Origin of the sequence: Pseudoalteromonas sp. TAE56 (assembly GCF_000497955.1) — a bacterium.
In the GTDB taxonomy this organism is placed as follows: domain Bacteria; phylum Pseudomonadota; class Gammaproteobacteria; order Enterobacterales; family Alteromonadaceae; genus Pseudoalteromonas.
In genome coordinates this window covers 1-23,945 of record NZ_AUTN01000137.1, presented here as the reverse complement: position 1 = coordinate 23,945, position 23,945 = coordinate 1, and the positions used below count along the sequence as shown (strand labels likewise).

Sequence of the window (23,945 nt, the reverse complement as noted above, 5' to 3'; positions counted from 1 at the left end):
CCGCCATTATTGTTGCTTTTTTAGGGCGATTGCACCCAGTAGGAATTACGTTTGCGGGCCTACTAATGGGGCTTATTTATATGGGAGGTGAGCTTGCGCAAATTAACATGGGTTTACCAAACGCCATTACCGGTATTTTTCAGGGGTTAATGCTGTTTTATTTACTCTCGTGCGATGTGCTTATTACTTATCGCCTTAGATTTTCGCTGCCATTTAAACAACAAAAAGCGCAGCCAATACATATTGCACAGGAGTCTTAAATTATGGATTTAGATGTAATTACTAATATTTTATACGCCACTATTCGTACAGGCACCCCCTTATTGCTGGTGGCGCTGGGTGAAATGGTATGCGAAAAAAGCGGCACCTTAAATTTAGGGCAAGAAGGCATGATGCTTTTAGGCGCGGTGGCAGGGTTTATAACCATGTACCAATGCGACAACCTATTTATTGGTTTTACGGTAGCAGCTTTGGTTGGTGTTATGGCCTCACTTATTTTCGCTTTTGTAGCGCTTAATTTAAATGCTAGCCAAGTGGCTGCAGGTTTGGCGCTGACTATTTTTGGTACTGGCCTTTCGGCATTTTTAGGTGCCGACTATGAAGGAAAAACCATTAACGCGTTACCTACTTTAGCAATTGCAGGGTTTGAGCATATTCCGGTATTAGGCAAAGCGCTATTTTCGCAAGACGCCATTGTGTATTTAAGTTGGAGTTTAGTGCTTGGTGCGTATTTGTTTTTTAAATACCACAGAGCAGGGCTTGCAGTACGGGCTATTGGTGAAAACCCAAGTGTGGGTAATAACTTAGGTTTACCTGTAATGCGTACACGTTATTTAGCCGTTATGTTTGGCGGCGCACTGGCTGGTATTGCGGGCGCTTACTTGTCGTTGGCTTATACACCACTTTGGACTCAAAACATGACGGCAGGGCGAGGTTGGATAGCCCTTGCGCTCGTGGTATTTGCAAGCTGGCGTATTGAGCGCGTAATGCTTGGCGCTTATTTATTTGGCTTTGCCAGCATTATGCACTTAGTTGCACAAGCGTTCGGTTTAGCGGTTGATTCTAACTTATTAGCCATGCTGCCTTATGGTGCAACACTTATTGTACTGATTATGCTCAGTAAAAATAAACAAAAGCTAAAAATGTACGAACCCATGTGGCTAGGTAAACCTTGGCACAAGGGTCATTAAATTAATTACAAAATCAATAAGGTAAATCACCTGCTTCAACAGGATATTAAAAATATAACACGGAGAATAACAATGAAAAAACTTATAACAACACTCGGGGTTGCATTGAGCTTGTGCATAAGCGCATCAGCTACTGCAAAAGATAACGTAAAAGTAGGCTTTGTATATGTAAGTCCAATTGGTGAGGCCGGTTGGACGTATACACACGATGTAAGCCGGCAGTATCTAGAAGACAAATTTGGCGACAAAATAGAAACTACTTTTGTTGAAAGCGTACCAGAAGGAGCCGATGCTGAGCGTGTTATTACGCAACTAGCCAAAAGCGGGCACGATTTAATATTTACAACGTCGTTTGGCTACATGAACCCAACACTTAAAGTGGCTAAACGGTTTCCTAATGTAAAGTTTGAGCATGCTACAGGCTATAAACGCGCAAAAAACGTAAGCACTTACTTTGATCGCATTTACGAAGGACGCTACCTAACAGGTGTTATTGCAGGGCACATGAGTAAAACCGACAGTATTGGGTATATTGCTGCGTTTCCTATTCCGGAGGTAATACGCGGTATAAATGCATTTACGCTTGGCCTGCGCTCAGTTAAGCCTAATGCAAAAGTAAAAGTAGTGTGGGTTAATAGCTGGTTTGATCCGGGTAAAGAGCGAGAGGCTGCCGATAGCCTTATAGATCAAGGCGTTGATATTATAACTCAACATACTGATTCGCCTGCACCATTGCAAGCAGCTGAAGCCGCTGGNGCGGCGGTTCATCATTGGGATGAATTTTACGCAGACCGTGTACAGCAGGTACTTGACGATAAATGGCAATCGCAAGATATATGGAAAGGTATAGGCTCAGGTATGACTCGCTTAGCGCCGCTAAGTAAAGACATTCCAAGTGATGTTGTGAGCGAAGTGAACGCGATTTCAGACAAAATTGGTAAAGGTGAATTCCATCCATTTACTGGCCCTATAAAAAATCAGCAAGGTGAGCTGGTTATTGAGGCGGGTAAAACAATAGACGACAAAACGTTGTTGGGTATGGACTTTTATGTTGAGGGCGTTGAAGGGCAGCTTAAATAAGCCGTTAACGCAATAACAATGAGTTGGTCACTTAGACAAATACAGTGGCTAACTCGCAAAACGTAGAGGTTTATATGTCAATAAATACAAGCTCGTCTGACGATATTATATATGCGGTTGATGACACCCCAGGCGCAACAGAATCATTTTTTGCAGGCTTGCAACATGTACTAGCAAGCTTTGTTGGCATTATTACGCCCACGCTTATTATTGGTGGGGTGCTAGGCCTTGGCAGCGAAATACCTTATTTAATTAGTATGGCATTATTTGTATCTGGTGTGGGCACGGTTATACAAGCGCGGCGTGTTGGCCCGGTGGGGTCAGGATTGATATGTGTGCAAGGTACAAGCTTTGCCTTTTTAGGAACTATTTTAGCGACAGGCTTTACCGTTAAAGCAACGGGTGGCAATAATGACGAAGTCCTTGCCACTATATTTGCCGTGTGCTTTTTAGCTGCTTTTGTTGAAGTATTTATTAGTTTTTTTATTAGTAAATTAGGCAAAGTAATAAAGCCAGTAGTCACTGGTGTGGTGATCACCACTATTGGTATTTACCTAATTAAAGTAGGCATGACTGATATAGGCGGCGGGCAATGGTTACTTACTAATATGCCTGAAAAATTTGCTTCAACGAGTAACTTAATTGTTGGTTTCTCGGTTGTTGCTTTAGTAGTGCTGCTTAATGCCAGTAAAAATCAATGGGTAAGGCTAACGGCTGTCGTAGTTGCAATGATACTTGGCTGGCTACTAGCCTTTGTATTAGGTATCGCTAAATTCAAATTAGGTGAATTTGATTTAATTGCCATCCCACTGCCCTTTAAATACGGCTTTAATGTTGATTTTGGTGCACTCATAGCCTTTGGCTTTTTATACCTTATTACTGCAATTGAATCGACTGGTGATATCACTGCCAATTGTGCTGTTTCTAAGCTACCTGTTACAGGACCTAGTTACTTAGCACGTATTCGTGGTGGTATTTTAGGTGATGGTGTTAACTCGATGATTGCCGCCTTATTTAACACTTTTCCTAATACTACTTTTAGTCAGAACAACGGCGTTATTCAGCTAACCGGTGTTGCCAGCAGACATATAGGCCTGTGGATCGGCAGTATTTTAATCATTCTTGGTTTGTTTCCTGTGATTGGTGCTGTATTACAAAATATACCTAAACCTGTTTTGGGCGGTGCAACGCTTGTAATGTTTGGCACCGTTGCCGCCGCGGGCGTAAAAATACTCGCAAGCGAAAAAATAAATCGCAGAAGCCTACTTATTATTGCAGTGAGTTTAGGGCTCGGGCTAGGTGTTAGTTTTGTACCAGAGTTGTTTGCAAACGCACCTAAGTTAGTTACCGCTATATTTGGTAGCGCAGTGACGGTATCGGGTATCACCGCAATAATAATGACGTTGGTACTACCAGAGAATTACTCAGCAAGTACAGATCATCTTAACTAAACTAATAAAAATCATTAAAGGGATTAACAATGAAAATCAAAATAATAAAAAATATAGCGTTCGTAACTGCAATTACAATGTGCTCTACAGGTGTATCGGCTAAAGAGCTTTGGTCTGATTTTAGTATTACCGCAATGACAGGAGCCGACTACCTAGAGCCATTTTCAGGGGAGGAAGACGACAGAAGTGTGGTAACCATTGAGCATGCATCGGGCCATACTTGGGGCAGTACGTTCTTTTTTATGGATAGACTAAGTAATCCCGATGAAGTGTATGGGGAGCTAAACATAAACCCTACTCTTTACAAGCNTGGCTCGGGAGATACGAATCAAAATAACTATTTATTAGGGGGCGGTATATCACTTGATGTACCTGGCTTTCAGTATTTTAATGTGGCTTATTATCGTCGTTTTCAAGATGAAATAGGTATAGAGCGTGAAGATAATAACCAAATAACAGTCACATGGGGCTATAACAAAGGTAACTTTAGATACGATGGCTTTTTAGATATCGTAGATAGCACCGACACAATGTTTGGTAAAAGTGAAGGCGGCTTTAACTTTACCTCACAGATTAAATACAACATTGCACCTATGCTCGGCTTAGATACAGGCCGCCTTGATGTGGGTATTGAGTATGTATATTGGAAAAATAAATTTGGTGTAGATGGTCAAACAGAGCACAACCCAAACCTGTTGGTTAAATGGCATTTTTAACAGCTAATTGAATGGTATTTAATTAATAATTAAAGGCTACTTTTTAGTAGCTTTTTTATTTGATAATCTTAAATAATTGAATAGCTTAAATTAGTTGTGTTAAATTACTTTTTAATAACACTATATGGATTTTGTTTTCATGGACTCTGAAATAGACTTTTCTACCTACACTTTAGATGAGCTTTACTCATCAGCGAGAGCTATCGATCGCGAAACCTACCCAGAACGAGCAAAAGAAATAGACGACTTAATTAAAACGCGAGAAGCACAGAGCCCACCTGAAAATATTGTATCAAAATTAGCAGGAGAAAAAGCAACGCGCTCAGATAGGCTAGTGGCTGCTATTATGGATGGCATTTTAGGTGTTGTTTGTTTTATTCCTGTATTCATGCTCGTAGGGTTTGATAATTTAAGCCAACCAACACTTACTTTATCTGGAGGTTTGCTAGGTTATGGCATATTAAGCACGTTAGTGCTTCATGGTTACCTTATGTACCAACGCGGACAAACAATTGGTAAATCTTTAATGTCTATCCGTATTGAAAATTTAGATGGTACACAAGCTAGCTTTACTACAATTTACTTTAAACGCATGCTTTCTATGCAACTCTTATCACTTGTCCCTTCGGTAGGTCAGTTTATAGCTGGTTTTGTTAATCCATTATTTATATTTGGAAAAGATAAACGATGTTTACATGATCATTTCGCGGGAACAAAAGTGAGCTATGTAGATTAATCAGGATATTAATTATGGCAACTTTGCCTAGGCAAAAAAAATTACCCGGGTTTAAAATAATCTACAGTTTGGCTTTATCAGCATTATTTATTGTCATTTTGCTATTTTACATGGAAGTAATTAACGAAAAACCTTTATTGCATCAGTTTTTATATTTGTTTGGATTATCTTCTTTAGGAGTGGTTATTGAATGGCTATCTACAAATAATAAGCAATCACAAGCTATTGATATTGCGAATGGTGAATTTAAATTACTTGGTATAAATATAAAGGTGTCTGAGCTAGAAGAAGTACTTTATTGCCAAACGAAGCGGTTTGAGCATACCTTAAGGTTTAAATTTAGAGACGCGACTTACCGAGACATAGAAATATCAGCCCCTGACTTGATTGATGATTTACGTTTTTATCAATTTTTGTAGGCTATCTCGCTTATTTTGAGTTGAAAAATAAGGCTAGTTTAATTTTAGGGCCTGCTTATAAACAACGTGTAAAAAATACCTACTTTTAAAATAATTACCTTCTCAAGTATTACTTTTCATAAAACCTAACCTTAAACTGCATTCAGTGTAAATTACAGCGTTGTTTTTAAATGTATTTTTTAAAGTTAATTCAAATTTTAAGGGATGCTTTTTGGCACGTAAGTTGATACAACCCCTTATGAATTTTAAAAAGGAATTACCATGACTGCAGAATACTTTATGGTACTAGGGTTACTCGGTGTCGCATTTTTTGCTGTTGCAGGGGCATTGCTTGGGTATGAAAAAAACATTAGTGGCTTTGGCGTAGTAGTGGTTGCAACCGTTACAGCATTAGGGGGCGGTACCCTTAGAGATATACTTTTAAACAAACCGGTATTTTGGATTGCTACCCCAGAGTATTTATATTCAACCTATGGGGCCGTTATAGCAACAATTGCATTTATTCGATACTTACCGCGCGTTAATAACTACTACTTTTTATTGGTAGACGCTGTTGGTATGGCGCTATTTAATATTATGGGGATAGAGAAAGCACTCATTAATGGCTCCGGCATGGTGGTCGCGATTACCATGGGTATTACTACAGGCATATTTGGTGGTTTAATACGTGATGTAATTTGCCGTGAGGTGCCAACGGTTATGCGCAGCGAACCTTACGCCTCTGCGTGTTTAGCGGGTGGTGCAGTTTATGCCGCTTTATTTAGCCTTAATGTAGATTACATTTGGTGTATTTTAGGGTCATTTTTCACGACTATTTTTTTAAGATTAGGCTCTTTGCATTGGGGGTGGCATTTAACTATTTTCAGAAAAAAAGACTTCAGAGATCAAAGCGACTAATTTTAGCTACGAGTTGCCCGTGTTTGCATGCGGTACGCGTAATTATCTTCATCAAGAATGGTAAAACCCAGTCGTTTATAAAGTTTTAATGCTTCCTAATAATAGCCCTAATGTTTATATTTTTAGGGCTATAGCGCTTTTAATTAGATACAACTAAAACAAGCGCATAGAGTTAAACATGCTGGTTAAATTAACAAAGACATTACTATCTTTACAGTACTACCAATACCCAAGTGCCTTCCACCAAAGCCCGCCAATAATTCCCCATACACTTAAATTAATAATACTCATTATAAGGCCCATTACCCACCAGTCTTTTAATGATACATAGCCTGAGCCAAACACGATAGGGGATGTGCCTGTTGCGTAATGCGTTAACGACATCATCAGTGATGAAGCGCCAGCTAACAGTAAACCTAAAAATAAAGGTGGAGCGCCAAGCGCTAAACCTGCGGCGTAAAATGCGGCAAACATAGCAGTAATATGTGCTGTAGTACTGGCAAAAAAGTAATGAGCGTAAAAATACACCGCTACCAATATAATGGCCGATACAATCCAGTCAAAGCCCAGTTGCGCAATATTGCTCTCAACAAGTGTTGAAAACCACGTTACCAAACCTAGTTTATTTAAAAAAGTGGCCATCATTACTAATGCTGAAAACCAAACAACGGTATCCCACGCAGACTTTTCTTTAAGTACATCGTCCCAGCTTAATACACCCGTTACTAATAAAACCGACAAACCTAAAAAAGCCACTGCGGTAGTATTAACCGCGTACTCAGCTCCTAAAATCATTGCGGGTACGCCGGCCCATAAAACAAGCAGCATAGCAAAAACACCCACCATTATTTTTTCGCCATAACTCATTGGGCCCATTTCAGTTAATTTAGATTCTGCGTAGGTTTTAGCATCGGGTGTACTTTTCACTTCAGGTGGGTAAATGGCATAAACAACCAAAGGCACAAGGGCAATACATAGCAAACCAGGAACAAGCGCTGCCAGCGCCCACGTACCCCAAGTAATACTAATATTTGCACCAGTAGCATCTGCAATAAGCTTTACAATTAGAGGGTTAGGAGCCGTGGCGGTAATAAACATAGCTGATGTAATAGGGTTTATATGGTAGCTAACTAAAGCAAGGTAGTGCCCAATTTTACGAGATGTGCCCTCCTCAGGAGACGAGCCAAAGCTTGTTGCTATCGACTTCATAATTGGGTGAATAATAGCGCCGCCTCGCGCGGTATTACTTGGCGTCACAGGCGCTATAACAAGTTCAGACAGCGCGAGTGCATAGCCAATACCAATAGTTTTTTTACCAAAAAAAGAAATGAAATTATAGCCAATACGATTACCTAAACCGGTTTTAGCTAACCCCCGAGATATAATAATAGCAATACCAATCAGCCAAATTAATGAATTAGAAAAGCCACTTAATGCATCTTTAATAGCGCCGGATGGGCTGTCATTAGTTACGCCCGTTAATGCAACAGAGGTAATAGCTAAAATAGCAATGGCGCCGATAGGCATTGCTTTACCAATAATGGCAACTACAGTACCAATAAATAAAGCGAGCAAATGCCATGCGTTTTCGGTAACACCTTGCGGAGGCGGTACAGCAAACCAAAGTAATAAAACAATGGCTATAGAAATCAGTCCAGAGGTAACTCGAATATCACTACCTTTCATTAAAAATGTCCCTAAGTTTTAGAAATGCATGCATTCAGTGTATTGAAAAGGCAACGTTATTCTACTTCATTTAATAATAAAAAAGATGACGCACATCATATGAAAATTAAACTTATTTAATTTTATTAATAAAGAGGTAATAAACCATAAACTAAATGAATAATTAAGTTACCCGATGAGAGCTTACGTTGTGCTTAATCAACTCTTATTTTTTAAGAGTTAGCTTGAATTGTTTTATAGGTTCGTAAGGTCTTTGTAAGTCTTAACGAATACTTGGAAATACAATGAACTTAAAACTAACCAACAACGTGATTACTTTTTTATTAGCGAGTAGCTTTTTGTTACTTGGCTTGTCGTTTGCGTTAGGAGCAAACCCTAATACGTTAACGGCTACGTTTAGTTTTTACGGCGTTGATTCGCTAATGTCTGTATCTGCGTTAGGTTTAATTAGTGGCTCATTTATGATTGCTTTAGCGTTTGCCACCGTGCTCGCTCGTTTTAAACTAATGAAACCTACGCCAGCACTTTTACTTGCAGCAATTATAAGTTTAGTTGCATTACTTACCTTATTTGCCAGCAACCGTTGGATGGCGCAACTAGGCGGCTTTCCAATCATTGGTAGCGGGCAGGGCATAATTAAATACTTTGCTGTAGTGCCTTTATATTTGTTTTTATTTTATAAAGACAAACTTACCGACAAACAACACGTACTTTTAAACTTTATACCGGTTGCTATGGTTTTACTGTGGATCGGCGGCATGAAGTTTTACGAGTTTGAAGCAAAAGGCATTGTAAGTTTAGTAGAAACCTCACCGTTTATGTCATGGTTATACACGGTATTTAGCGTACAAGGTACATCTAACGTGATTGGCGGGTTTGATGTATTATTTGCTGTGTTATTGGGCTTAGGGCTATTTTTAAAGAATAAAAAGCTAATTATTGTAAGTGGCTTAGCGTGTTTAAGCGTATTTATGATGACCCAAACATTCTTAATTACTGCAACCGGTGCATTTAGCTCTTCCACTTTACTGGAACGCTTAGGGCAGTTTGTAATTAAAGATCTTTGGTATATAGCCAACCTTGTTGTTATTGCTTTTTTAATGATTTTTAAACCGGCTAAATAATATAAAAGAGGGATTTTATGATCAGTTGCAACCAATACGACTACATCGAAATTGCCTGTATGCACCATTTAAGCATTGAGCTTATATTAAAAAAAGGCGATGGTGTATGCGGGATAGCAACTGACACAAAGCGCAATGCTAATAGAGACGAATGCATAGTTGTTAGCGTAAATAGCGAGTTGCAACTCATTGTGCTCACTACAATTAGTATACTTAAAGCGCATGAGAAAAATCCATACTTTGACCACGTGAACTTTGATGTAAAGTAAACACCTCACTCATTCGTTTTTATCATAAGCACCTCAGCGAGCCTGTATCATTAATATGTTAAGGCTCGCTTATCTAACTAATGCTTTAGCTAATTACGCGCTAAATACATAAAGCCAAAATTTTCCTATTACTTTCTTTTGTTCTTTACTCGAGTTTTTCCACCGAATAAGGCTAAACGCCAGCTATTAAAGCGTATAAAAATGCTAATTCTGTAATAAGTAAGCCTTTATATGCCCGTATATGGCGTTTGGTTTTTGTGCGTTTGTTAATTATGATCGTAAAAGGTAGCTACATAAATAAAGCTAACTGACAGAACCAACTGTTTATATAAGCAGCTATTTTAATTTTGTCCAATAACATTATCAAAAGTCGTTTTGGTGCAAAATAACAAAGGCCTTTTTATAACATGCCTAATCACTTGTTTACATTAAAGTTATTTAGTGGAATTATTGAGCTATGTAATAAACGCCGTTTTGGGGGGTATAACTCTCAAAGTGTAGTTCGATAAGTTGTCATAGCTCACGTAGTATTGTTTTAGGAGGTAACTTTGCCTAATCACGAAGAAATTCATAAAGCGTATATTAGTCAAGATGAAAGTGTTCTTAAATCCGCAGGATTAATTGCATTGAACAATGCATACAGGTTGCTGAAAAAAGCGGACATATATGGAAAGGTTTTAGAGATGGAAAACCTAGATTCAGAATTTAGAAAGCAAGATAAAGAGCTGAACAATGGGGTAGGAACATTCGAAGAGAATTCATTTAAGTTGTTTGAGGTCGGAGTGAAAAGGTCTAAATGCTATAACGGATTTGCTGATGACTTAATAATGTTTGCAGCGTTTGAACAATATATTAATTCCTGCTTGCTAAGAAGGGGTTTTGTTGTTCATGTTATAGATATAGATAAAGATAAAAGTAAAACGAAGAGCTTGGGAAATAAACAAAAAAGGAAGCCGATTAATATTAGTGAAGTTACGGTAGGGACAGTTTTTAGACCGAATTCACTCAACGCATCACTATTAACATCAGATAAATACCTAAAACTTCTTAATCCTAGCGATACCATCAAAAGGGGGCTTGAAAGCCTAAAGTCTCGCAGAAATAAAACACATTTTGACTCACAGATCAATTCAGTGTCTTATTATGGTCCTAGTTTTTTTGAAGCGTTTAAATTTATTCAAAATGTAATAAAGTATGATCACAATGAATGTTACTCGGTAGCTGAGCTCTAACTATGCAATTAAACGGAACAAAAACAGTTGGCTTTTGTTTGTGCCCACTAAGTATAGCTAACCATTTTAGTCCGCATATTGCGGTGTTAGGATACTTTCATGATTAGTAGCATCGATGACATCGCTAAAAGTTACCAGAATTGGTATATGGATAATCTTAGCTATAGAGATCAGTTACTGACGCTAACACTATCAACAAAGATTGATGAAGATAAAGTTGTTGATTATTTGATTTCATTTAATGATGTTCAGTATTTTGCACTTTACGATGAATGTGATCATTTCAACGATTATCACAAGTATAGAGACTCTGGAATCGTGGGTGTTTATTCTCAGTCTTCGCTATTGGACTATGTTGGTCATAAAACTTTAGTCATGGATACTAGGCCAAATTGGGGTCTCAAGCATTATTCAGTAATGACAGGTATGGACTTTATTCATGTCATCACACACAAAGAGCCAGTGGTAGTACGCGTATCCTAACAAAACAAATAACAAACGAGTTAATCTACAGGCTCGTTATAAGCCTATGGGGGCTCTGCAAAATCATATGGAAATTCGCAATATTTCCTGGGAGCAAACAATCCCGCTTCGACAAAGTGTTCTTTGGCCAAACAAACCTCCTGAATATTGCCATGTTGATGGCGATCATGACGCAATGCATTTTGGTGCCTTTGTTAATGACGAGCTTGTTTGTGTTGCCTCCGTATACATAAAATCAGATAAAGCTCGCCTACGTAAGTTTGCTACTAAAACTGATTATCAAGGGCAAGGCATTGGCTCTCAAATGCTAAAGTTTATTCTTCACTCTCTTAATAATACGGTTGTAAATTTTTTTTGGTGTGATGCTAGAGAATCAGCTTTAAGTTTCTATCAGCGTTTCGGCATGCAGCCATACGGGGAACGTTTTTATAAGGCTGATGTTTCTTACTTTAAAATGGAAGTTGCTTTATAGTTAGTTTAAAGCGGCATATAACAACACCAAACTCTTTTTATATTCTGCGTAAAAGTACGGTAATCGATTGAACCAAAATAGGAACTCAGCTATGGTTTATTTATCAATAAAAACAAATAAAAAACGAGTTAATCTTCAGGCTCGTTATGTAACTACGTGAGGAGAGATGATGAACAAGGAAACTATAGGGAAATACGTCGCAGTTTTGGGATTATTGCTTTTCTGGGCACCACTTTGGGGAATTGTTGATTCGTATTTAATTATGTCCTCTTCATTTCAAGAGATAACGCTGTTTGGAAATAATGAACCTAAAATATCACAAGAAGAAATGTCATCAACAGCTTTATCTACAGTAACAGGGTTCATCTTATTTTTAGTTGCGCTTTGCTTTTTAACATTTTCCGTTGTGGGCTTAAACTATCGAACTGAGTGGCTTTTTTGGGCACTAATAATATATTCAACATTGTTACTCTTCATGTTCCCTGTTGGTACGGTGTTAGGTGTAACTCTGCTGGCAGCGCTAGTTTTGAACAGGAAAAAATTTGGACTTGACGGTGACGTTACATAACAAAACCATTAACGAAATAAGTTAGGATGACTCCCATTCTAACTTTACGGAAATAATTAATGATAGCAGTGAGTTAGGTTGAATCCATGAAAGTGTATCACGCAAAAAAGCTGAGCTACGTTGACAAGATGAAAGTAGTAATAGGTAACCCGATAGACGACAACAATTTTTATTAAAAAATGGTAAACAACTCGGCTTTGTTAAGTCTGCTTTCCTTTAAATAAAAATCGGAATAATACGGTCAATAAAGATATGAATAAATTGACCTTACAGGGTAAAACGAATGTGAATGCCTTTATTTTACGCAATGGCAACTGTATTGCCCTGTTCATAATATAGAAAAGCTGCAAAACACGATGTACTGAAAAGGGAAAGCCCTTTTAACCTAAAATAAAGACACTCAAGCACTCGTAACTCCTTCCAAAACGCCAATTAAAACAACACCAAACTCTTTTTATATTCTGCGTAAAAGTACAGTAATCGATTGAACCAAAATAGGAACTCAGCTATGGTTTGTTCATCAATAAAAAATAAAAACGAGTTAAGTTACAGGCTCGTTAGTAGTTTAAGGAAATTCGACATGCAATTAATGGATTGGGTAATATTATTTTGTTTTATCATTAGTGCAATCTCTCTTTACTTTAGTTTTGGTTCAAAGTTTTACGATCCTGAAAAGGTTTTAATTGATATGGGCGATCACGTGTTTATTTCGCACTTGCCTAAAGCTAGGTTACATAAAAAGTATGGTAAAACTATTTCTAAATCTTTTGTTACTAAAATTCAATTAGCTGGAAATTATGTAACTTTATTCAATAACAGTGGTAATGCGATAGATATTTGGGCGCCTAAGAATAAATTAGCTAAACCTATATTTGAGCAAGCAAAAAATATATTTAGAAATGCGGAAACGGTTGAAATAAACTGTTAATAAGCGGTTTAAGCAAAGCGGCTACTAACTTTTTGTTTAGTTGTCTTTACTACATATTACGACAAGTTATTATCAGCCCCTTATGCGGGCGTTGAGATTGTAGAATTACTCTTTTTAAGAAAACAGCCTGTTTAATGGGTAATACATTTATTACACATTGTATTAAAGTGCTTAGAGTTAATTAAAGAAACTAATTAATTGAATTTGGCTATAGAAGTGATTTTACAGCCTCGTTGTATTGCTAAAGGATTCTCGTGAAATACTCTAGGATTGTACTCTTTTCAGTAGGCTTGTATTTATTGCTAGTTGCTTTATCAACAATAGCAACGTTGATCGTTGGCTTTGATGAAATGATTCAAAGTACATCATACAATTTTACTCATTACGTCCTCGGATTTGTAACCTTTTTAATCGTGTATTGTTACTTAGGCTATAAGCAAACAGTGAGTCCCTATAAACAAGCCTTTTTAGTTATGGCGGTTTATTGGTTTATTGATCTAAGTGTCGGTGCTTTACTATACATTTTATTAGAGATATCAATGGAGCCTTTAGTATATTTGGTTTCGGCTTTGCTGCATGTTATTGCTGTTTTATTAGGGACATTACTTGGTATTCAATTACGTCGTAAAAGAGTTGAGCGTAAATAAATAAACCGTAAAGCAGAACAAAAAAAGCTGGTTTTTGCTCCTTCATCCTAACCTTAGATAACAACCTTACGGCCTATTTATTCGGCATAAGTAAAAAAGGAATTTAAATTTGCTATTCGATTGGTTTAGCTCTGAAAAGCCAAATGTTTATTTGGGATCGTTAGCTGTAGCTAATAACAGCCATTTTTCTAAGGTAGAGTCGTTTTTTTATATAACGGGCGATTCACTACAAGATCATATGCACAAGAAGCTTGAAGATATTTTTTGTCTTCACAGTATTTCGTCTATTAAAGAGCCTAAAAAGTCAGATATTGGTTTAGATGTTGTTATAGTTACTTTGCATGGTGGTGATGCATTCACTATAGATTTTGATACAGCTATTATTCCGCTATTTTGGCGACCAAAAGTTAAGTTAGTATCGCGCTTGTATAACATTAAACACAATAAGACGATTAAAACGTTCAGCGTTTCTAAATCTGTTACGTGGCGCGAATTCATAGCTAAAAAATTTAGCTTAAGAGGCTTTTTCGTTGGGGTCCTTTGTACCATAACGAAGACATGGAAATACTGTTGTATAAAGCATGCTACGAGTTATTAAATAAAATGCGAAAGGTTATTTAACCAGTAGCCAATAAGAATAATTAAAATAAGATAAAAATACATTTTGCTCTTGGTGAGCATCATTACAAACAAAATTACTAATCATAAAAGGATTGAAGAATGAAAAAATTTATATACGCAGCTGCAGCTATTTTATTGCCTACCATTCTTGGGGTTTTATTTGGTGGCATTATAAGCGAGGAAAATGGTTTTTTAGAAAGCTTTAAAGCATACGGTTTTATTTGCTTACCTATAGCTGCTGTAACTTATTTTGCAGGTTTACGTGCAAACCAAGGTAAAGCTAAATATGAGGTTAGCAATAAATTAACCAAGAACAAAAAGTAGTTCGCTTTGCTGCCATAATGCTTATTTTTACAAATATATTTTGCCTATTTAAGGCAGCACTAGATATAAAAATACAAGGATGCATAATTGAATTATTTAAATTGGTTACAAAAGACATACCCAGAGCTAAACGAGATATCAAATGAGACTATTAACTCGCATATCGACAAAGCAAAGTCTGATACAGAGCTTTTTAGGGAATTCATTAAAGTATTAGGTAGCTTATTTTTTATTATCCCGTTTAACTTATACCTTTATATTTCGGGTATTCAGGCATCTAACAGCTCTTTATATTGGTTGTTGGTTGTGGCTTCAATTGCTGTTGGTGGTTTGATCGGGCTTTATTGCGAGCAAAAGGTCATTAAAAAACGTCTTAAAAAAATAATACAGTTAAAGGCGTTTTAAATGACTAATGATGAAGTGGTTTCAAAACTACGCAGTGCAAAAGTTAAAGTTGTACTTTATGTCTCGGGCTTATTTTTACTTTTGACCTATGTTGATTTTTACTTGGCCGCCACTTCAGAAAAAACAACACAAAGTATGCTATCAAGTTCACCGTTCTCCATTATTATTTTTGTTTGCCTACAGTTAGCAATAATGCTTACTTTTACTTATTTGGAGAAAATCCTTATTGGTATAAATCAAACAAAAAATAATGCCGATATATCGAATTGAGATGACAGGCTTTTGAATTATTACCAGAGCCGCTTTTGAAAATTTATGCATAACTGATTGAATAAAATAGGAACTCAGCTATGGTTTATTTATTTATAAAAGTAAACAAAAGACGGGTTAACCTAGAGGCTCGTTATTTTTCGAACATCGAGGATATTTATGGAAATTGAATATATTTGGGGTGTTTTAGCGGTTATTGCAGTTTTATTTATATTAATATTTGGTAACTCAATACCTAAGCATGGCAGCATAACTGAAGGTGATGTTATTGTTGCTTTAAAATCAGGTCATAAAGTTAGAGCAATAAAATATTATAGATCTGTTCATGGTGTAAGTTTGAAAGAAGCTAAAAATGCCATTGAAAAATTAACTTCAAAACATGCCCTGAAGTGAGGGCCAAGTAAAATTCAGCCATTAATTGCAAGTTTTAAAAGTGGTGAGCCTCTTCGTTTTCCACCACCTAAATACAACCCTTATCCATTTGAATACCAGCGATCTAATAATAAACTGCGCTATCCCCGCTTATTTCACTTCAGCGATATCATTAAACGCGCGCAATTTCCCTTAAAACCAATTCCCGTAAAAACAAATTAATTATGGAAAGACTTGTAGTCAAATAACAATACCTTAGTAAACGCTAGTTCATATTACGTCACGTAATATCCATACAGAACTTTAAGTTAAACATACGTTCGTGCAGCGTTCCCATTTTTATTTGACTCAATTTATTGGACATTCTTTTTATGAAATTAAAGTTATTTATCGCAGTTATTTTTAGCACTTCGATGTCGTCTTACGCGACGGAAACAGTAGATAAAACGGAGTTTTCATTCGAAGACTTAAAAGCGCTGGCAAAAGCCTCAGCCGAAAAGCCCTATACGCCAACTAAGGTGCCAGCGCCGGAGTTAATCGATAAAATTACCTATGACGAACACTGGAAAATACGCTTTAAAGAAGATGAAACTTTATATCCAAGTGGAAAAAAGGCACCTGTACAATTATTTTATCCTGGGCGATATTTTCCTGAGCCAGTAAGTATTTACATCAGAGACGATAAAAATCAGGTACAAAATGTACCTTTTAGTAATGATTTTTTTGATATGCCTGATGACAGCCCAGCTCACGACCTCCCTGAAGGATTTGGATTTGCAGGCTTTAGAATAATGCGGCCAGATATGAAACCAGATTGGATATCTTTTTTAGGCGCGTCTTATTTTCGTACCGACGGGCCAGAGGGGCAATATGGACTGTCGGCTCGAGGTATCGCGATTAATACGGGTATGAATCAGCCAGAAGAATTTCCGCGTTTTTCTGCATTTTGGATTGGTCCTGCAGAGAAAAAAGGTGAAAGTGTGTCTGTTTGGGCATTGCTTGAAGGGCCTTCTATCACTGGTGCTTATCGATTTGGTTTAAGCAAAGATAACAAAGAAGCTAAAGGGCACATCACCTCTGTAACGGCTAATTTGTATATGCGCGCCGATGTTGAACGCTTAGGCGTAGCACCGCTAACCAGTATGTATTGGTACTCACAAAAAGATAAAACAACTGCCAAAGATTGGCGCCCAGAAATTCACGACAGCGATGGCCTGGCGATTCACACCGGATCGGGTCAATACGTTTGGCGCCCATTAAATAATCCTCAGTCGGTTTCGACCAATAGCTTTATTGATGAGAACCCAAAAGGGTTTGGCTTAATTCAAAGAGATCGTGACTTTAATAACTACCAAGACGATGGCGTATTTTATAATAAGCGCTCATCAGCGTGGATAAAACCTACTGGTGACTGGGGAAAAGGGGCCGTTCAGTTAATAGAGATTCCAACAAAAGATGAAACGTTTGACAACATTGTTGCCTATTGGGTGCCCGAAAAAGAGGCGCGTAAAGGTGATGAGTTTACATTTTCTTATGATATTGAGTGGCGTCCACTCGATCCAAAATCAAAAACACTTGCAAGCGTTGTTAATACTCGCCAAGGCTTAGGCGGAATTCCTGGCCAGCCTATTCCTGAAGGCGTTAACAAAATGGTGATTGATTTTGAAGGCCCTGTATTTAAAGGCTTAGATAACAAAAGTGGTATAAAGCCGATTGTTGAAGCCAGCAACGGTGAAATACTAGAGCCTATTGGGGTTTATCCGGTAGTTGGTACAAACCAATGGCGATTAGCGTTTGACTACAAACAAGCTAACAATAATCCGGTAAACATACGCGCGTATTTAGTTGATAAAAATGATGAAGCTATAACCGAAACTTGGGTAAGTGATGCAAAGGTAACTATTAAATAAGCTTTAAATAAATAGGGTGGCTATATTTTGATTTACTAATCAATTATAGCCACCATAATGTCTTTTAAAGCGCCAATCAAAACACCATTAAAACTCCCTTTTATATCCCACGTAAAATACAGTAAACGATTGAACCAAAATATGAACTCGGCTATGGTTTATTTATCAATAAAAATAAATAAAAAACGAGTTAACTTGCTGTTTGTTAGCTGTTTTGAGGGATTGTATGTTTTTTTTGAGTAAATTATTTTGCTGGGAGCGAGGCAGGCAAAAATCAGGCTACGATAAAATGTTGATTTGTGGTGCTACGTGGCCAATTAAATTTGATACATATTTGCTTAAGTTCCCACAAGGGAGTGAAATAGCACCACACACAGACAAAGTTGAATCTGGTAAACACTATCGATTGAATATAGTGCTTAAAAAAGCAGATTTGGGTGGTGAGTTTATTTGCAGTAATCCTATATTTGAAACAAAGCGAATTAAGCTTTTCCGCCCTGATGTAAGTGAGCATCAGGTATCAAAAGTCATAAAAGGTAATAGATATTTACTCAGCATTGGGTGGATAAAAAGGAACTCTAAATGCTAGATTTAAGACCTAATTGTGAATGTTGTGATAAGAATCTACCTGCACAGTCCACAGAGGCTTTTATTTGTTCATTTGAATGCACATTTTGTTTTGGCTGTGCCCAAACGCTGTTAAATAACGTGTGCCCAAACTGCTCAGGTAATTTGGTTCAGCGGCCAATTCGCCCTTTGGCTGCACTAGAAAATTACCCAGCATCGACTAAGCGGGTATTAAAAGAAAGTGTTTGTGCGCCAAACACATAAGAACATAAAGTATAGTAATTACATTTTCTGAATATGGAGAACTGATGAGAAAATCCTTTGAATTTACCGTTAAGTCAATCAAAGTTAAAATAATTAACGCTTGGTTTAGTGGTGCTAAATTATACGTGAATGGTGACTTACGAGATACTGACAAAACTTTGTTCGCATTTAGGAATAATACTTTACTATCTGCAAATCTAGGTGAGTTGGGTATTCTTGAAATCAAGCCATTATCGGGGCTAATTACTGTTGAAATGGATGCATATTTGGTCAATGATAAAAATATTCAACATGTATATAGCTCACATAAACGCCTTAGCCTAAAGGAGCAAAGGGCAGCTCGATAAAGCTACTTTAAATAACGTATATTCCTGCGTTTTTCTGGGTTCAGTAACAACCTCCCAATGACTTTAGGAGGTTTTAATTCCAAAGCATACCAAGTTAATATACTTGGTTTACTCGATTACCTTAAAATCACTCACACTCTTTCACATAAAGTAAAAGCGCGCTGTACATTACACTGAGTGCCTTTGTCACATCGCCGTCTATAACCGCTTCTGCTGGGTGATGGCTTATACCGCCAGGGCTGCGTATAAACAACATGCCAACGGGGCAAATTGGAGCGATTGCCATTGCATCGTGCCCTGCGCCAGAGGCAAGTGAAGGCGATGCTTGGTTGTTGAGTTTACATGCGCTTGAAAACAAATGCTGAATAGTGGTGTCGCACGCAACGGCACCGGCGGCATGAGTCCATTGCCAATTGAGTATTAAATTGCGTTTGCTTGCTATAGATTGAGCGCTGCTTTGTATGGCGCTTAGTAAGTTAGCGAGATCGGTGTCGCTTTGTGCGCGTGCGTCTAGGCTTATGGTTGTTTTACCTGCAATCACGTTTGTAGCCCCAGGGCGAGACTGTATTTGCCCTACGGTGGCAACTTCGCCATTTTTAGCATTACTTGCTAGTTTTTCAATTTCGGTTACTAATTCAGCGCAGCCTGCTAGTGAATCCTGCCTCAAGTTCATTGGGGTTGTACCCGCATGACCGCTTTGGCCTGTTAGGGTAAGCATGGCGCGTTTTGCTCCTGCGATTGCAGTTACAACGCCTAACGCCTGATTAACCGATTCGAGTACAGGACCTTGCTCTATATGAGTTTCCCAGTAACCTAGTAACTCGCTTTTATTTAGTGCGGCTTTTGCGTAGTTGTTGGGATTTAAGCCAAAGTCGAGCATGGCTTGGCGCATAGTTATGCCGTTTGTATCTTCAATGTTTAGCCACTGTGGGTCAAATTCGTTAGCGAGTGCTTTTGAGCCAATTAAAGTAGTGGCAAAGCGGGTGCCTTCTTCATCGCAAAAGCCCACTACATCTAAATGAAAGGGCAGGTCGAGCTCTAGTTTATTTGCAAGCGCGGCTATTTCTATTCCCAGTAGTACACCTAAAATACCATCAAACGCTCCTGCGTTTGGTACGGTGTCGAGGTGCGACCCTATAATTAAACGTTTAGCATGGGGGTTTGACGACTTTAGTCGCCCCCAAAGGTTACCCACTTCGTCTTGCCACGACTGCATGCCTGCCTCTTCCATCCATGATGCAGTAACAGCGTTACACTCTTTGTGCTCTTTTGATAAGTACACGCGGTGAATACCATCTTGCATTTGCGATAGTGCGCTGAGGGTTTTACAGCGAGATAAAGCGCGTGTTGCGTATTCATCAGCAAGTTCTTTATCTAATAAAGGGCTGTGTTGTGGGCTTACAATCGTCATGCTAAATCCTTTTTTTATTTATAGTGAGCAAGGGCGGCAATGGCGGNGCTTCGCCTTTAGGACCTTTGTAACCGTTGGCATGTAGGCAAGCGTCTAAACTTGCCAATGTTTGTAGTACGGTGTCTTTTCGGGCGTTGTAGCCCATAGTGCCAATACGCCAAATTTTGCCATGCAGCGGTCCAAACGAGGTGCCAATTTCTATTCCAAAATCGGTTAGCATTTGCCCGCGTACGTGGTCGGCATTAATGCCCTCGGGTATATACACTCCTAGTACGTTGTTCATTTTATGTGTTAAATCGCCAAATACATTTAAGCCTAATGCTTGAATGCCTGTTAGCATTGCATCGCCGTGTAGTTTGTGACGCGCTACGCAGTTATCTACGCCTTCTTCAATGACTATGCGGGCGCATTCTGAGGCGCAATACAACATGCTGGTGGCTTCGGTATGATGATTTAGGCGCTCCTCGCCCCAGTAATTCATGATCATACCTAAATCAAAATAGTTGGAGCGCACAAAGGGCTCTGTGCCGTCGGTATGATCGGCTGTGCGAATGCCTGCTTCTACCTTTTTACGTTTTTGGATCCACTCGGCGCATTTATCACTAAGCGTTAATGGCGCTGAACCAGAAGGACCGCCTAAACATTTTTGCAGGCCAACCGAAAGTGCATCAAGTTTCCATTCATCGGCGGGTAAATCGTTACCTACAATCGATGCGGTGGCATCGCAATAAAATAGTACATCGTGCTTTTGGCAAATATCGCCAATATACTCAAGAGGTTGGTTCATGGTGGTGGATGTATCACCTTGTACCATGGCAAGTACATGGGGTTTTACATCAACAATGGCTTTTTCGATTTGTTCTGGCGTAAATACTTCGCCCCACGGTACGTCTATTGTGTGCACCTTTGCACCAACGCGTTCTGCTATTTCAGCAAGTAGGTGGCCAAAGCGCCCCATAATTGGCACTAGTACTTTATCGCCTGGGCGTAAAATTGAGCATAATACGGCTTCAATCCCTGCGCGCGATGTGCCATCTATTAGCATGGTCCATTCGTTTTTAGTTTTAAAAATTTCGCGGTAACGCGCCATAGTTTCGTTCATAAAGCCGGTCATTACTGGGTCGTATTGACCTATAAGTTGCGCCGACATAGCACGTAAAACACGAGGATCTGCATTAATAGGGCCTGGTCCCATTAATAAACGCTGTGGTGGGTTTAAGGTTTGAACTTGCGTGTTATTAAACATATTTTAGGCTCCCAGAGTCTGAATAAGCATGCGAATGCCGGTTATCATTAAGACAACGGCAAAAGCGCGTTTTAGTTGTTTTTGATCCAGCTTGCTACCAATTTTTACGCCAATAGGCGCAAATAAAATAGTTAGCGGAATAATAAGAAAAAAGGCAGGGAGGTTAACTAACCCCCACGTACCTAGGGGAGCATCGGTTGGCGTTGTGCCAATACTTAATAAGGTAATTACGCCAGGTAGCGCAATCAATAAGCCAAAAACGGCCGCAGTACCTACTGCAACGTGGGCACGTACATTAAATGCGTTAAGCATAGGTACGCCAATAGTACCGCCGCCTATGCCAATCATTACTGATAAACCGCCTACAATACTTGCCATAATGCCTTGCCCAAATTTACCTGGTAGTTGGTTTACAAGTGCGGGTGCGCCGGCTCTAAATAACATGTTTAAACTGACTAAAATAGCAATGCAGGCAAACATGAGCACTAATGCGTTACCGCGAACGGTATGAGCAATAATACTACCGACTACCGCCATAACTAATATAAACGGTGCCCAGTATTTTATTAGCGCAAGGTCAATATTGCCTTTGCTATGATGCGAGCGAATAGATGAAAGCGAAGTAGGTACTATGGTTGCAAGTGATGTAGCTGTGGCTATCATCATTGCCGACTCAGGGCTTACGCCAAAGCCTTGCAGTAAAAAATACAGCACAGGTACGATAACAATACCGCCGCCTACACCAAAAAGTCCTGCTAAAATTCCGGCAAAAATACCGGTTGCTATTAAGGCTACTACTATTGGCCATTGGTTTATTATTTCTGACATTGTGTTCCTGCTGTAGTTACGGTTGCACGTCCATCTGAACGAGGATCTGTTGCTGCTTCAAGGCTTGTAGGTGTATCTAAAATAGCCCCAGCGTGCCCCATCATTTCGTTATTATTATCAACGCTTACCCAATCGTGGTCACGTTGATTTAATTCATGTTCTATATGAAAAACTAACTCTTTTTCAATTTTTAAATTTGTACTTGTATCGCCCCATGTGCGTCCAAGCAACCAACGAGGGTCGCTAATTGCTTGCTCTATTGATTTATTTCGCCACGCGTAGCCTGCAAAAACAGCGGCTTGGGTTTGTGGTTGCCCTTCACCGCCCATAGTGCCGTAGGCAAGGCGACGACCATCGCTAAACTTTGCCATTGCTGGGTTAAGTGTATGAGCCGGCTTTTTATTTGGCGCAAGGGCGTTAATATTGTTATCCGCATCAATACCTTCATTGTTTAAACTAAAGCTTAAACCACGGTTATTCCACACAAAACCGCCTTCGCTCATTAATATTCCGCTGCCAAATTCCCAATAAATACTTTGAATAAAGCTGACTAATTGGCCGTTTTTATCTCTAGCTGCCATCCACACGGTATCGCCAGGCTCTGCGCTAAAAGGCCATTTTTTGGCTTTGGTCATATCAATATTATTAGCAAGTTGGCTTAAGCGATTATCGGTTAGTGCGTTTTTATAATCGTCTCCTAATACTTCAGGGTCAGCCCAAAGAGTAGGGCGATGGGTAAAGCTTTGTTTGGTTGCCTCAACAATTAAATGCATCCAGTCGGCATCGGTTTTAGCTTTGTGTTTTAGTTTATTTACGGCACCAATTATTTGCAGTGAATGCACGCCTTGTGTTGGTGCGGGTAAGTTATAGCAATCAATACCTGATAAGTTTGCATTTAGCGCAGTAACGACCTCGGCTTTAGTATTTGCAATATCACTTACGGTAATTGAGCTACCTGCTTTTGCTAAGTCGGCGGCAAATGAGTTAGCAAGTGCACCTTCATAAAATGCGTTTAAACCCTGTTTTGCTAAGTGTTCAAATGTTGCTGCAAGTTTAGGGTTTTTAAAATGCTGACCTGCTTGCAAGGGCTTACCATTGGGTATATAGAGGCTTTTAAACGCGTCATTGGTATTATTTGCAGCAGCTAGCTTTTCGCAGCCTGCTTGCAAGCTTTTTGTAACGGTAAAGCCCTCGCGAGCAAGTGCAATGGCGGGCGCTAAAATTTTTGACAGAGGTAGTGCTGCGTGTTCATCTAGCTCAAGGGCTTTTTGCCAACCGCGTATTGTACCCGCTTGAGTCAATGCGCTTAGTCCGCCGCGCTCTGGTATTTGTGTGAGCGTGTTATAAGCACTTGTATTACTTGCAGCTCGGCCGCAGGCGTCAATAGCAGTGGGCGTTTTTTGGTTTGGGTTATCGATAAGCCAAAAGCTATCGCCACCAATTGAGTTCATATGTGGATATACAACGCTGATAGCAGCGGCC

The 23,945-nt window shown here is 38.9% G+C and carries 27 protein-coding genes and 3 pseudogenes; 25 read left to right on the top strand and 5 right to left on the bottom strand.

Annotation, left to right across the window (positions count from 1 at the left end; translation table 11 throughout):
* The 7 genes and pseudogenes from L656_RS0116300 to L656_RS0116265 form a co-directional block, all read left to right on the top strand.
* A pseudogene (locus L656_RS0116300) lies at positions 1–260 on the top strand (ABC transporter permease); the annotation flags it as partial.
* A gap of 3 nt (positions 261–263) precedes the next feature.
* A complete protein-coding gene (locus L656_RS0116295) occupies positions 264–1,190 on the top strand; it encodes an ABC transporter permease (RefSeq protein ID WP_024600002.1) in 927 nt (308 codons plus the stop codon).
* 72 nt (positions 1,191–1,262) lie between these two features.
* Positions 1,263–2,270, top strand: a complete 1,008-nt coding sequence (locus L656_RS0116290) for a BMP family ABC transporter substrate-binding protein (RefSeq protein ID WP_024600001.1) — start codon at positions 1,263–1,265, stop codon at positions 2,268–2,270.
* Between the two features lie 74 nt (positions 2,271–2,344).
* A complete protein-coding gene (locus tag L656_RS0116285; protein WP_029750908.1) occupies positions 2,345–3,721 on the top strand; it encodes a uracil-xanthine permease family protein in 1,377 nt (458 codons plus the stop codon).
* An 855-nt stretch (positions 3,722–4,576) separates the two neighbouring features.
* Positions 4,577–5,173 (top strand): RDD family protein, encoded by a 597-nt coding sequence (locus tag L656_RS0116275; RefSeq protein WP_024599998.1) that lies wholly within the window; start codon positions 4,577–4,579, stop codon positions 5,171–5,173.
* A 110-nt stretch (positions 5,174–5,283) separates the two neighbouring features.
* Positions 5,284–5,592, top strand: coding sequence for a hypothetical protein (locus L656_RS0116270; protein WP_050581877.1), 309 nt, complete (start codon positions 5,284–5,286; stop codon positions 5,590–5,592).
* 261 nt (positions 5,593–5,853) lie between these two features.
* Entirely contained in the window at positions 5,854–6,489 is a 636-nt protein-coding gene (locus L656_RS0116265) for a trimeric intracellular cation channel family protein (protein WP_004334621.1), read from the top strand.
* A 219-nt stretch (positions 6,490–6,708) separates the two neighbouring features.
* Here L656_RS0116265 and L656_RS0116260 read toward each other — a convergent pair whose 3' ends face one another.
* Positions 6,709–8,175 (bottom strand): DASS family sodium-coupled anion symporter, encoded by a 1,467-nt coding sequence (locus L656_RS0116260; protein WP_024599996.1) that lies wholly within the window; start codon positions 8,173–8,175, stop codon positions 6,709–6,711.
* 284 nt (positions 8,176–8,459) lie between these two features.
* Here L656_RS0116260 and L656_RS0116255 point away from each other — a divergent pair, with 284 nt between their 5' ends.
* The 18 genes and pseudogenes from L656_RS0116255 (at position 8,460) to L656_RS0116170 (ending at position 18,978) form a co-directional block, all read left to right on the top strand.
* Positions 8,460–9,299 carry a DUF417 family protein gene (locus L656_RS0116255; protein WP_024599995.1) on the top strand — a complete coding sequence of 280 codons (840 nt, stop codon included), beginning with the start codon at positions 8,460–8,462 and terminating at the stop codon, positions 9,297–9,299.
* A 17-nt stretch (positions 9,300–9,316) separates the two neighbouring features.
* Entirely contained in the window at positions 9,317–9,568 is a 252-nt protein-coding gene (locus L656_RS0116250; RefSeq protein WP_024599994.1) for a Rho-binding antiterminator, read from the top strand.
* Positions 9,569–10,116: 548 nt separating this feature from the next.
* A complete protein-coding gene (locus L656_RS0116245) occupies positions 10,117–10,800 on the top strand; it encodes a hypothetical protein (protein ID WP_024599993.1) in 684 nt (227 codons plus the stop codon).
* Positions 10,801–10,899: 99 nt separating this feature from the next.
* Positions 10,900–11,283, top strand: coding sequence for a hypothetical protein (locus L656_RS0116240; RefSeq protein ID WP_024599992.1), 384 nt, complete (start codon positions 10,900–10,902; stop codon positions 11,281–11,283).
* Positions 11,284–11,350: 67 nt separating this feature from the next.
* Complete coding sequence (locus L656_RS0116235) at positions 11,351–11,755, top strand: GNAT family N-acetyltransferase (protein WP_024599991.1); 405 nt, start codon at positions 11,351–11,353, stop codon at positions 11,753–11,755.
* A gap of 166 nt (positions 11,756–11,921) precedes the next feature.
* Positions 11,922–12,323: a hypothetical protein gene (locus L656_RS0116230; RefSeq protein ID WP_241763446.1), complete on the top strand. Its 402-nt coding sequence runs from the start codon at positions 11,922–11,924 to the stop codon at positions 12,321–12,323.
* A 104-nt stretch (positions 12,324–12,427) separates the two neighbouring features.
* Positions 12,428–12,688 (top strand): annotated as a pseudogene (locus tag L656_RS1000000123725) (hypothetical protein); the annotation flags it as partial.
* Between the two features lie 215 nt (positions 12,689–12,903).
* Positions 12,904–13,251 carry a hypothetical protein gene (locus tag L656_RS1000000122630; RefSeq protein ID WP_024599989.1) on the top strand — a complete coding sequence of 116 codons (348 nt, stop codon included), beginning with the start codon at positions 12,904–12,906 and terminating at the stop codon, positions 13,249–13,251.
* Positions 13,252–13,505: 254 nt separating this feature from the next.
* Positions 13,506–13,898 (top strand): hypothetical protein, encoded by a 393-nt coding sequence (locus L656_RS0116220; protein WP_241763445.1) that lies wholly within the window; start codon positions 13,506–13,508, stop codon positions 13,896–13,898.
* Positions 13,899–14,007: 109 nt separating this feature from the next.
* Positions 14,008–14,496: a hypothetical protein gene (locus tag L656_RS01000000122365; protein WP_241763444.1), complete on the top strand. Its 489-nt coding sequence runs from the start codon at positions 14,008–14,010 to the stop codon at positions 14,494–14,496.
* A gap of 122 nt (positions 14,497–14,618) precedes the next feature.
* The gene (locus tag L656_RS0116205; protein ID WP_024599987.1) at positions 14,619–14,843 is read left to right on the top strand and encodes a hypothetical protein; all 225 of its coding nucleotides are present in this window, start codon (positions 14,619–14,621) and stop codon (positions 14,841–14,843) included.
* Between the two features lie 87 nt (positions 14,844–14,930).
* On the top strand, positions 14,931–15,248 hold the full coding sequence (locus L656_RS0116200; protein ID WP_024599986.1) for a hypothetical protein: 318 nt from the start codon (positions 14,931–14,933) through the stop codon (positions 15,246–15,248).
* Positions 15,249–15,518 carry a hypothetical protein gene (locus L656_RS0116195; protein ID WP_024599985.1) on the top strand — a complete coding sequence of 90 codons (270 nt, stop codon included), beginning with the start codon at positions 15,249–15,251 and terminating at the stop codon, positions 15,516–15,518.
* A 159-nt stretch (positions 15,519–15,677) separates the two neighbouring features.
* Positions 15,678–15,911: a hypothetical protein gene (locus L656_RS0116190; RefSeq protein ID WP_024599984.1), complete on the top strand. Its 234-nt coding sequence runs from the start codon at positions 15,678–15,680 to the stop codon at positions 15,909–15,911.
* 350 nt (positions 15,912–16,261) lie between these two features.
* Complete coding sequence (locus tag L656_RS0116185; protein WP_024599983.1) at positions 16,262–17,800, top strand: glucan biosynthesis protein; 1,539 nt, start codon at positions 16,262–16,264, stop codon at positions 17,798–17,800.
* A 226-nt stretch (positions 17,801–18,026) separates the two neighbouring features.
* Positions 18,027–18,389, top strand: a complete 363-nt coding sequence (locus L656_RS0116180; protein WP_024599982.1) for a 2OG-Fe(II) oxygenase — start codon at positions 18,027–18,029, stop codon at positions 18,387–18,389.
* A complete protein-coding gene (locus L656_RS0116175) occupies positions 18,383–18,631 on the top strand; it encodes a DUF1272 domain-containing protein (RefSeq protein WP_024599981.1) in 249 nt (82 codons plus the stop codon). The genes L656_RS0116180 and L656_RS0116175 overlap by 7 nt, the downstream gene beginning before the upstream one ends.
* A gap of 44 nt (positions 18,632–18,675) precedes the next feature.
* Positions 18,676–18,978: a hypothetical protein gene (locus L656_RS0116170; RefSeq protein ID WP_024599980.1), complete on the top strand. Its 303-nt coding sequence runs from the start codon at positions 18,676–18,678 to the stop codon at positions 18,976–18,978.
* A 127-nt stretch (positions 18,979–19,105) separates the two neighbouring features.
* On the opposite strand, the gene L656_RS0116165 is transcribed toward L656_RS0116170, so the two are convergent.
* From L656_RS0116165 to L656_RS0116150, 4 genes and pseudogenes are all read right to left on the bottom strand, one after another.
* The gene (locus tag L656_RS0116165) at positions 19,106–20,389 is read right to left on the bottom strand and encodes an allantoate amidohydrolase (RefSeq protein WP_024599979.1); all 1,284 of its coding nucleotides are present in this window, start codon (positions 20,387–20,389) and stop codon (positions 19,106–19,108) included.
* Between the two features lie 14 nt (positions 20,390–20,403).
* Positions 20,404–21,635: pseudogene (locus L656_RS01000000122360) on the bottom strand (pyridoxal-phosphate-dependent aminotransferase family protein).
* Positions 21,636–21,638: 3 nt separating this feature from the next.
* Complete coding sequence (locus L656_RS0116155) at positions 21,639–22,463, bottom strand: sulfite exporter TauE/SafE family protein (protein ID WP_024599978.1); 825 nt, start codon at positions 22,461–22,463, stop codon at positions 21,639–21,641.
* A partial coding sequence (locus L656_RS0116150; protein ID WP_024599977.1) for a gamma-glutamyltransferase family protein occupies positions 22,451–23,945 on the bottom strand: 1,495 nt, incomplete at its 5' end. The genes L656_RS0116155 and L656_RS0116150, both read right to left, overlap by 13 nt.

Coding starts and splice junctions, on each gene's coding strand:
- L656_RS0116295 (WP_024600002.1), top strand. CDS start 264: ATGGATTTAGATGTAATTACTAATATTTTATACGCCACTATTCGTACA.
- L656_RS0116285 (WP_029750908.1), top strand. CDS start 2,345: ATGTCAATAAATACAAGCTCGTCTGACGATATTATATATGCGGTTGAT.
- L656_RS0116275 (WP_024599998.1), top strand. CDS start 4,577: ATGGACTCTGAAATAGACTTTTCTACCTACACTTTAGATGAGCTTTAC.
- L656_RS0116270 (WP_050581877.1), top strand. CDS start 5,284: ATGGAAGTAATTAACGAAAAACCTTTATTGCATCAGTTTTTATATTTG.
- L656_RS0116265 (WP_004334621.1), top strand. CDS start 5,854: ATGACTGCAGAATACTTTATGGTACTAGGGTTACTCGGTGTCGCATTT.
- L656_RS0116260 (WP_024599996.1), bottom strand. CDS start 8,175: ATGAAAGGTAGTGATATTCGAGTTACCTCTGGACTGATTTCTATAGCC.
- L656_RS0116255 (WP_024599995.1), top strand. CDS start 8,460: ATGAACTTAAAACTAACCAACAACGTGATTACTTTTTTATTAGCGAGT.
- L656_RS0116250 (WP_024599994.1), top strand. CDS start 9,317: ATGATCAGTTGCAACCAATACGACTACATCGAAATTGCCTGTATGCAC.
- L656_RS0116240 (WP_024599992.1), top strand. CDS start 10,900: ATGATTAGTAGCATCGATGACATCGCTAAAAGTTACCAGAATTGGTAT.
- L656_RS0116235 (WP_024599991.1), top strand. CDS start 11,351: ATGGAAATTCGCAATATTTCCTGGGAGCAAACAATCCCGCTTCGACAA.
- L656_RS0116230 (WP_241763446.1), top strand. CDS start 11,922: ATGATGAACAAGGAAACTATAGGGAAATACGTCGCAGTTTTGGGATTA.
- L656_RS1000000122630 (WP_024599989.1), top strand. CDS start 12,904: ATGCAATTAATGGATTGGGTAATATTATTTTGTTTTATCATTAGTGCA.
- L656_RS0116205 (WP_024599987.1), top strand. CDS start 14,619: ATGAAAAAATTTATATACGCAGCTGCAGCTATTTTATTGCCTACCATT.
- L656_RS0116195 (WP_024599985.1), top strand. CDS start 15,249: ATGACTAATGATGAAGTGGTTTCAAAACTACGCAGTGCAAAAGTTAAA.
- L656_RS0116190 (WP_024599984.1), top strand. CDS start 15,678: ATGGAAATTGAATATATTTGGGGTGTTTTAGCGGTTATTGCAGTTTTA.
- L656_RS0116185 (WP_024599983.1), top strand. CDS start 16,262: ATGAAATTAAAGTTATTTATCGCAGTTATTTTTAGCACTTCGATGTCG.
- L656_RS0116180 (WP_024599982.1), top strand. CDS start 18,027: ATGTTTTTTTTGAGTAAATTATTTTGCTGGGAGCGAGGCAGGCAAAAA.
- L656_RS0116175 (WP_024599981.1), top strand. CDS start 18,383: ATGCTAGATTTAAGACCTAATTGTGAATGTTGTGATAAGAATCTACCT.
- L656_RS0116170 (WP_024599980.1), top strand. CDS start 18,676: ATGAGAAAATCCTTTGAATTTACCGTTAAGTCAATCAAAGTTAAAATA.
- L656_RS0116165 (WP_024599979.1), bottom strand. CDS start 20,389: ATGACGATTGTAAGCCCACAACACAGCCCTTTATTAGATAAAGAACTT.
- L656_RS0116155 (WP_024599978.1), bottom strand. CDS start 22,463: ATGTCAGAAATAATAAACCAATGGCCAATAGTAGTAGCCTTAATAGCA.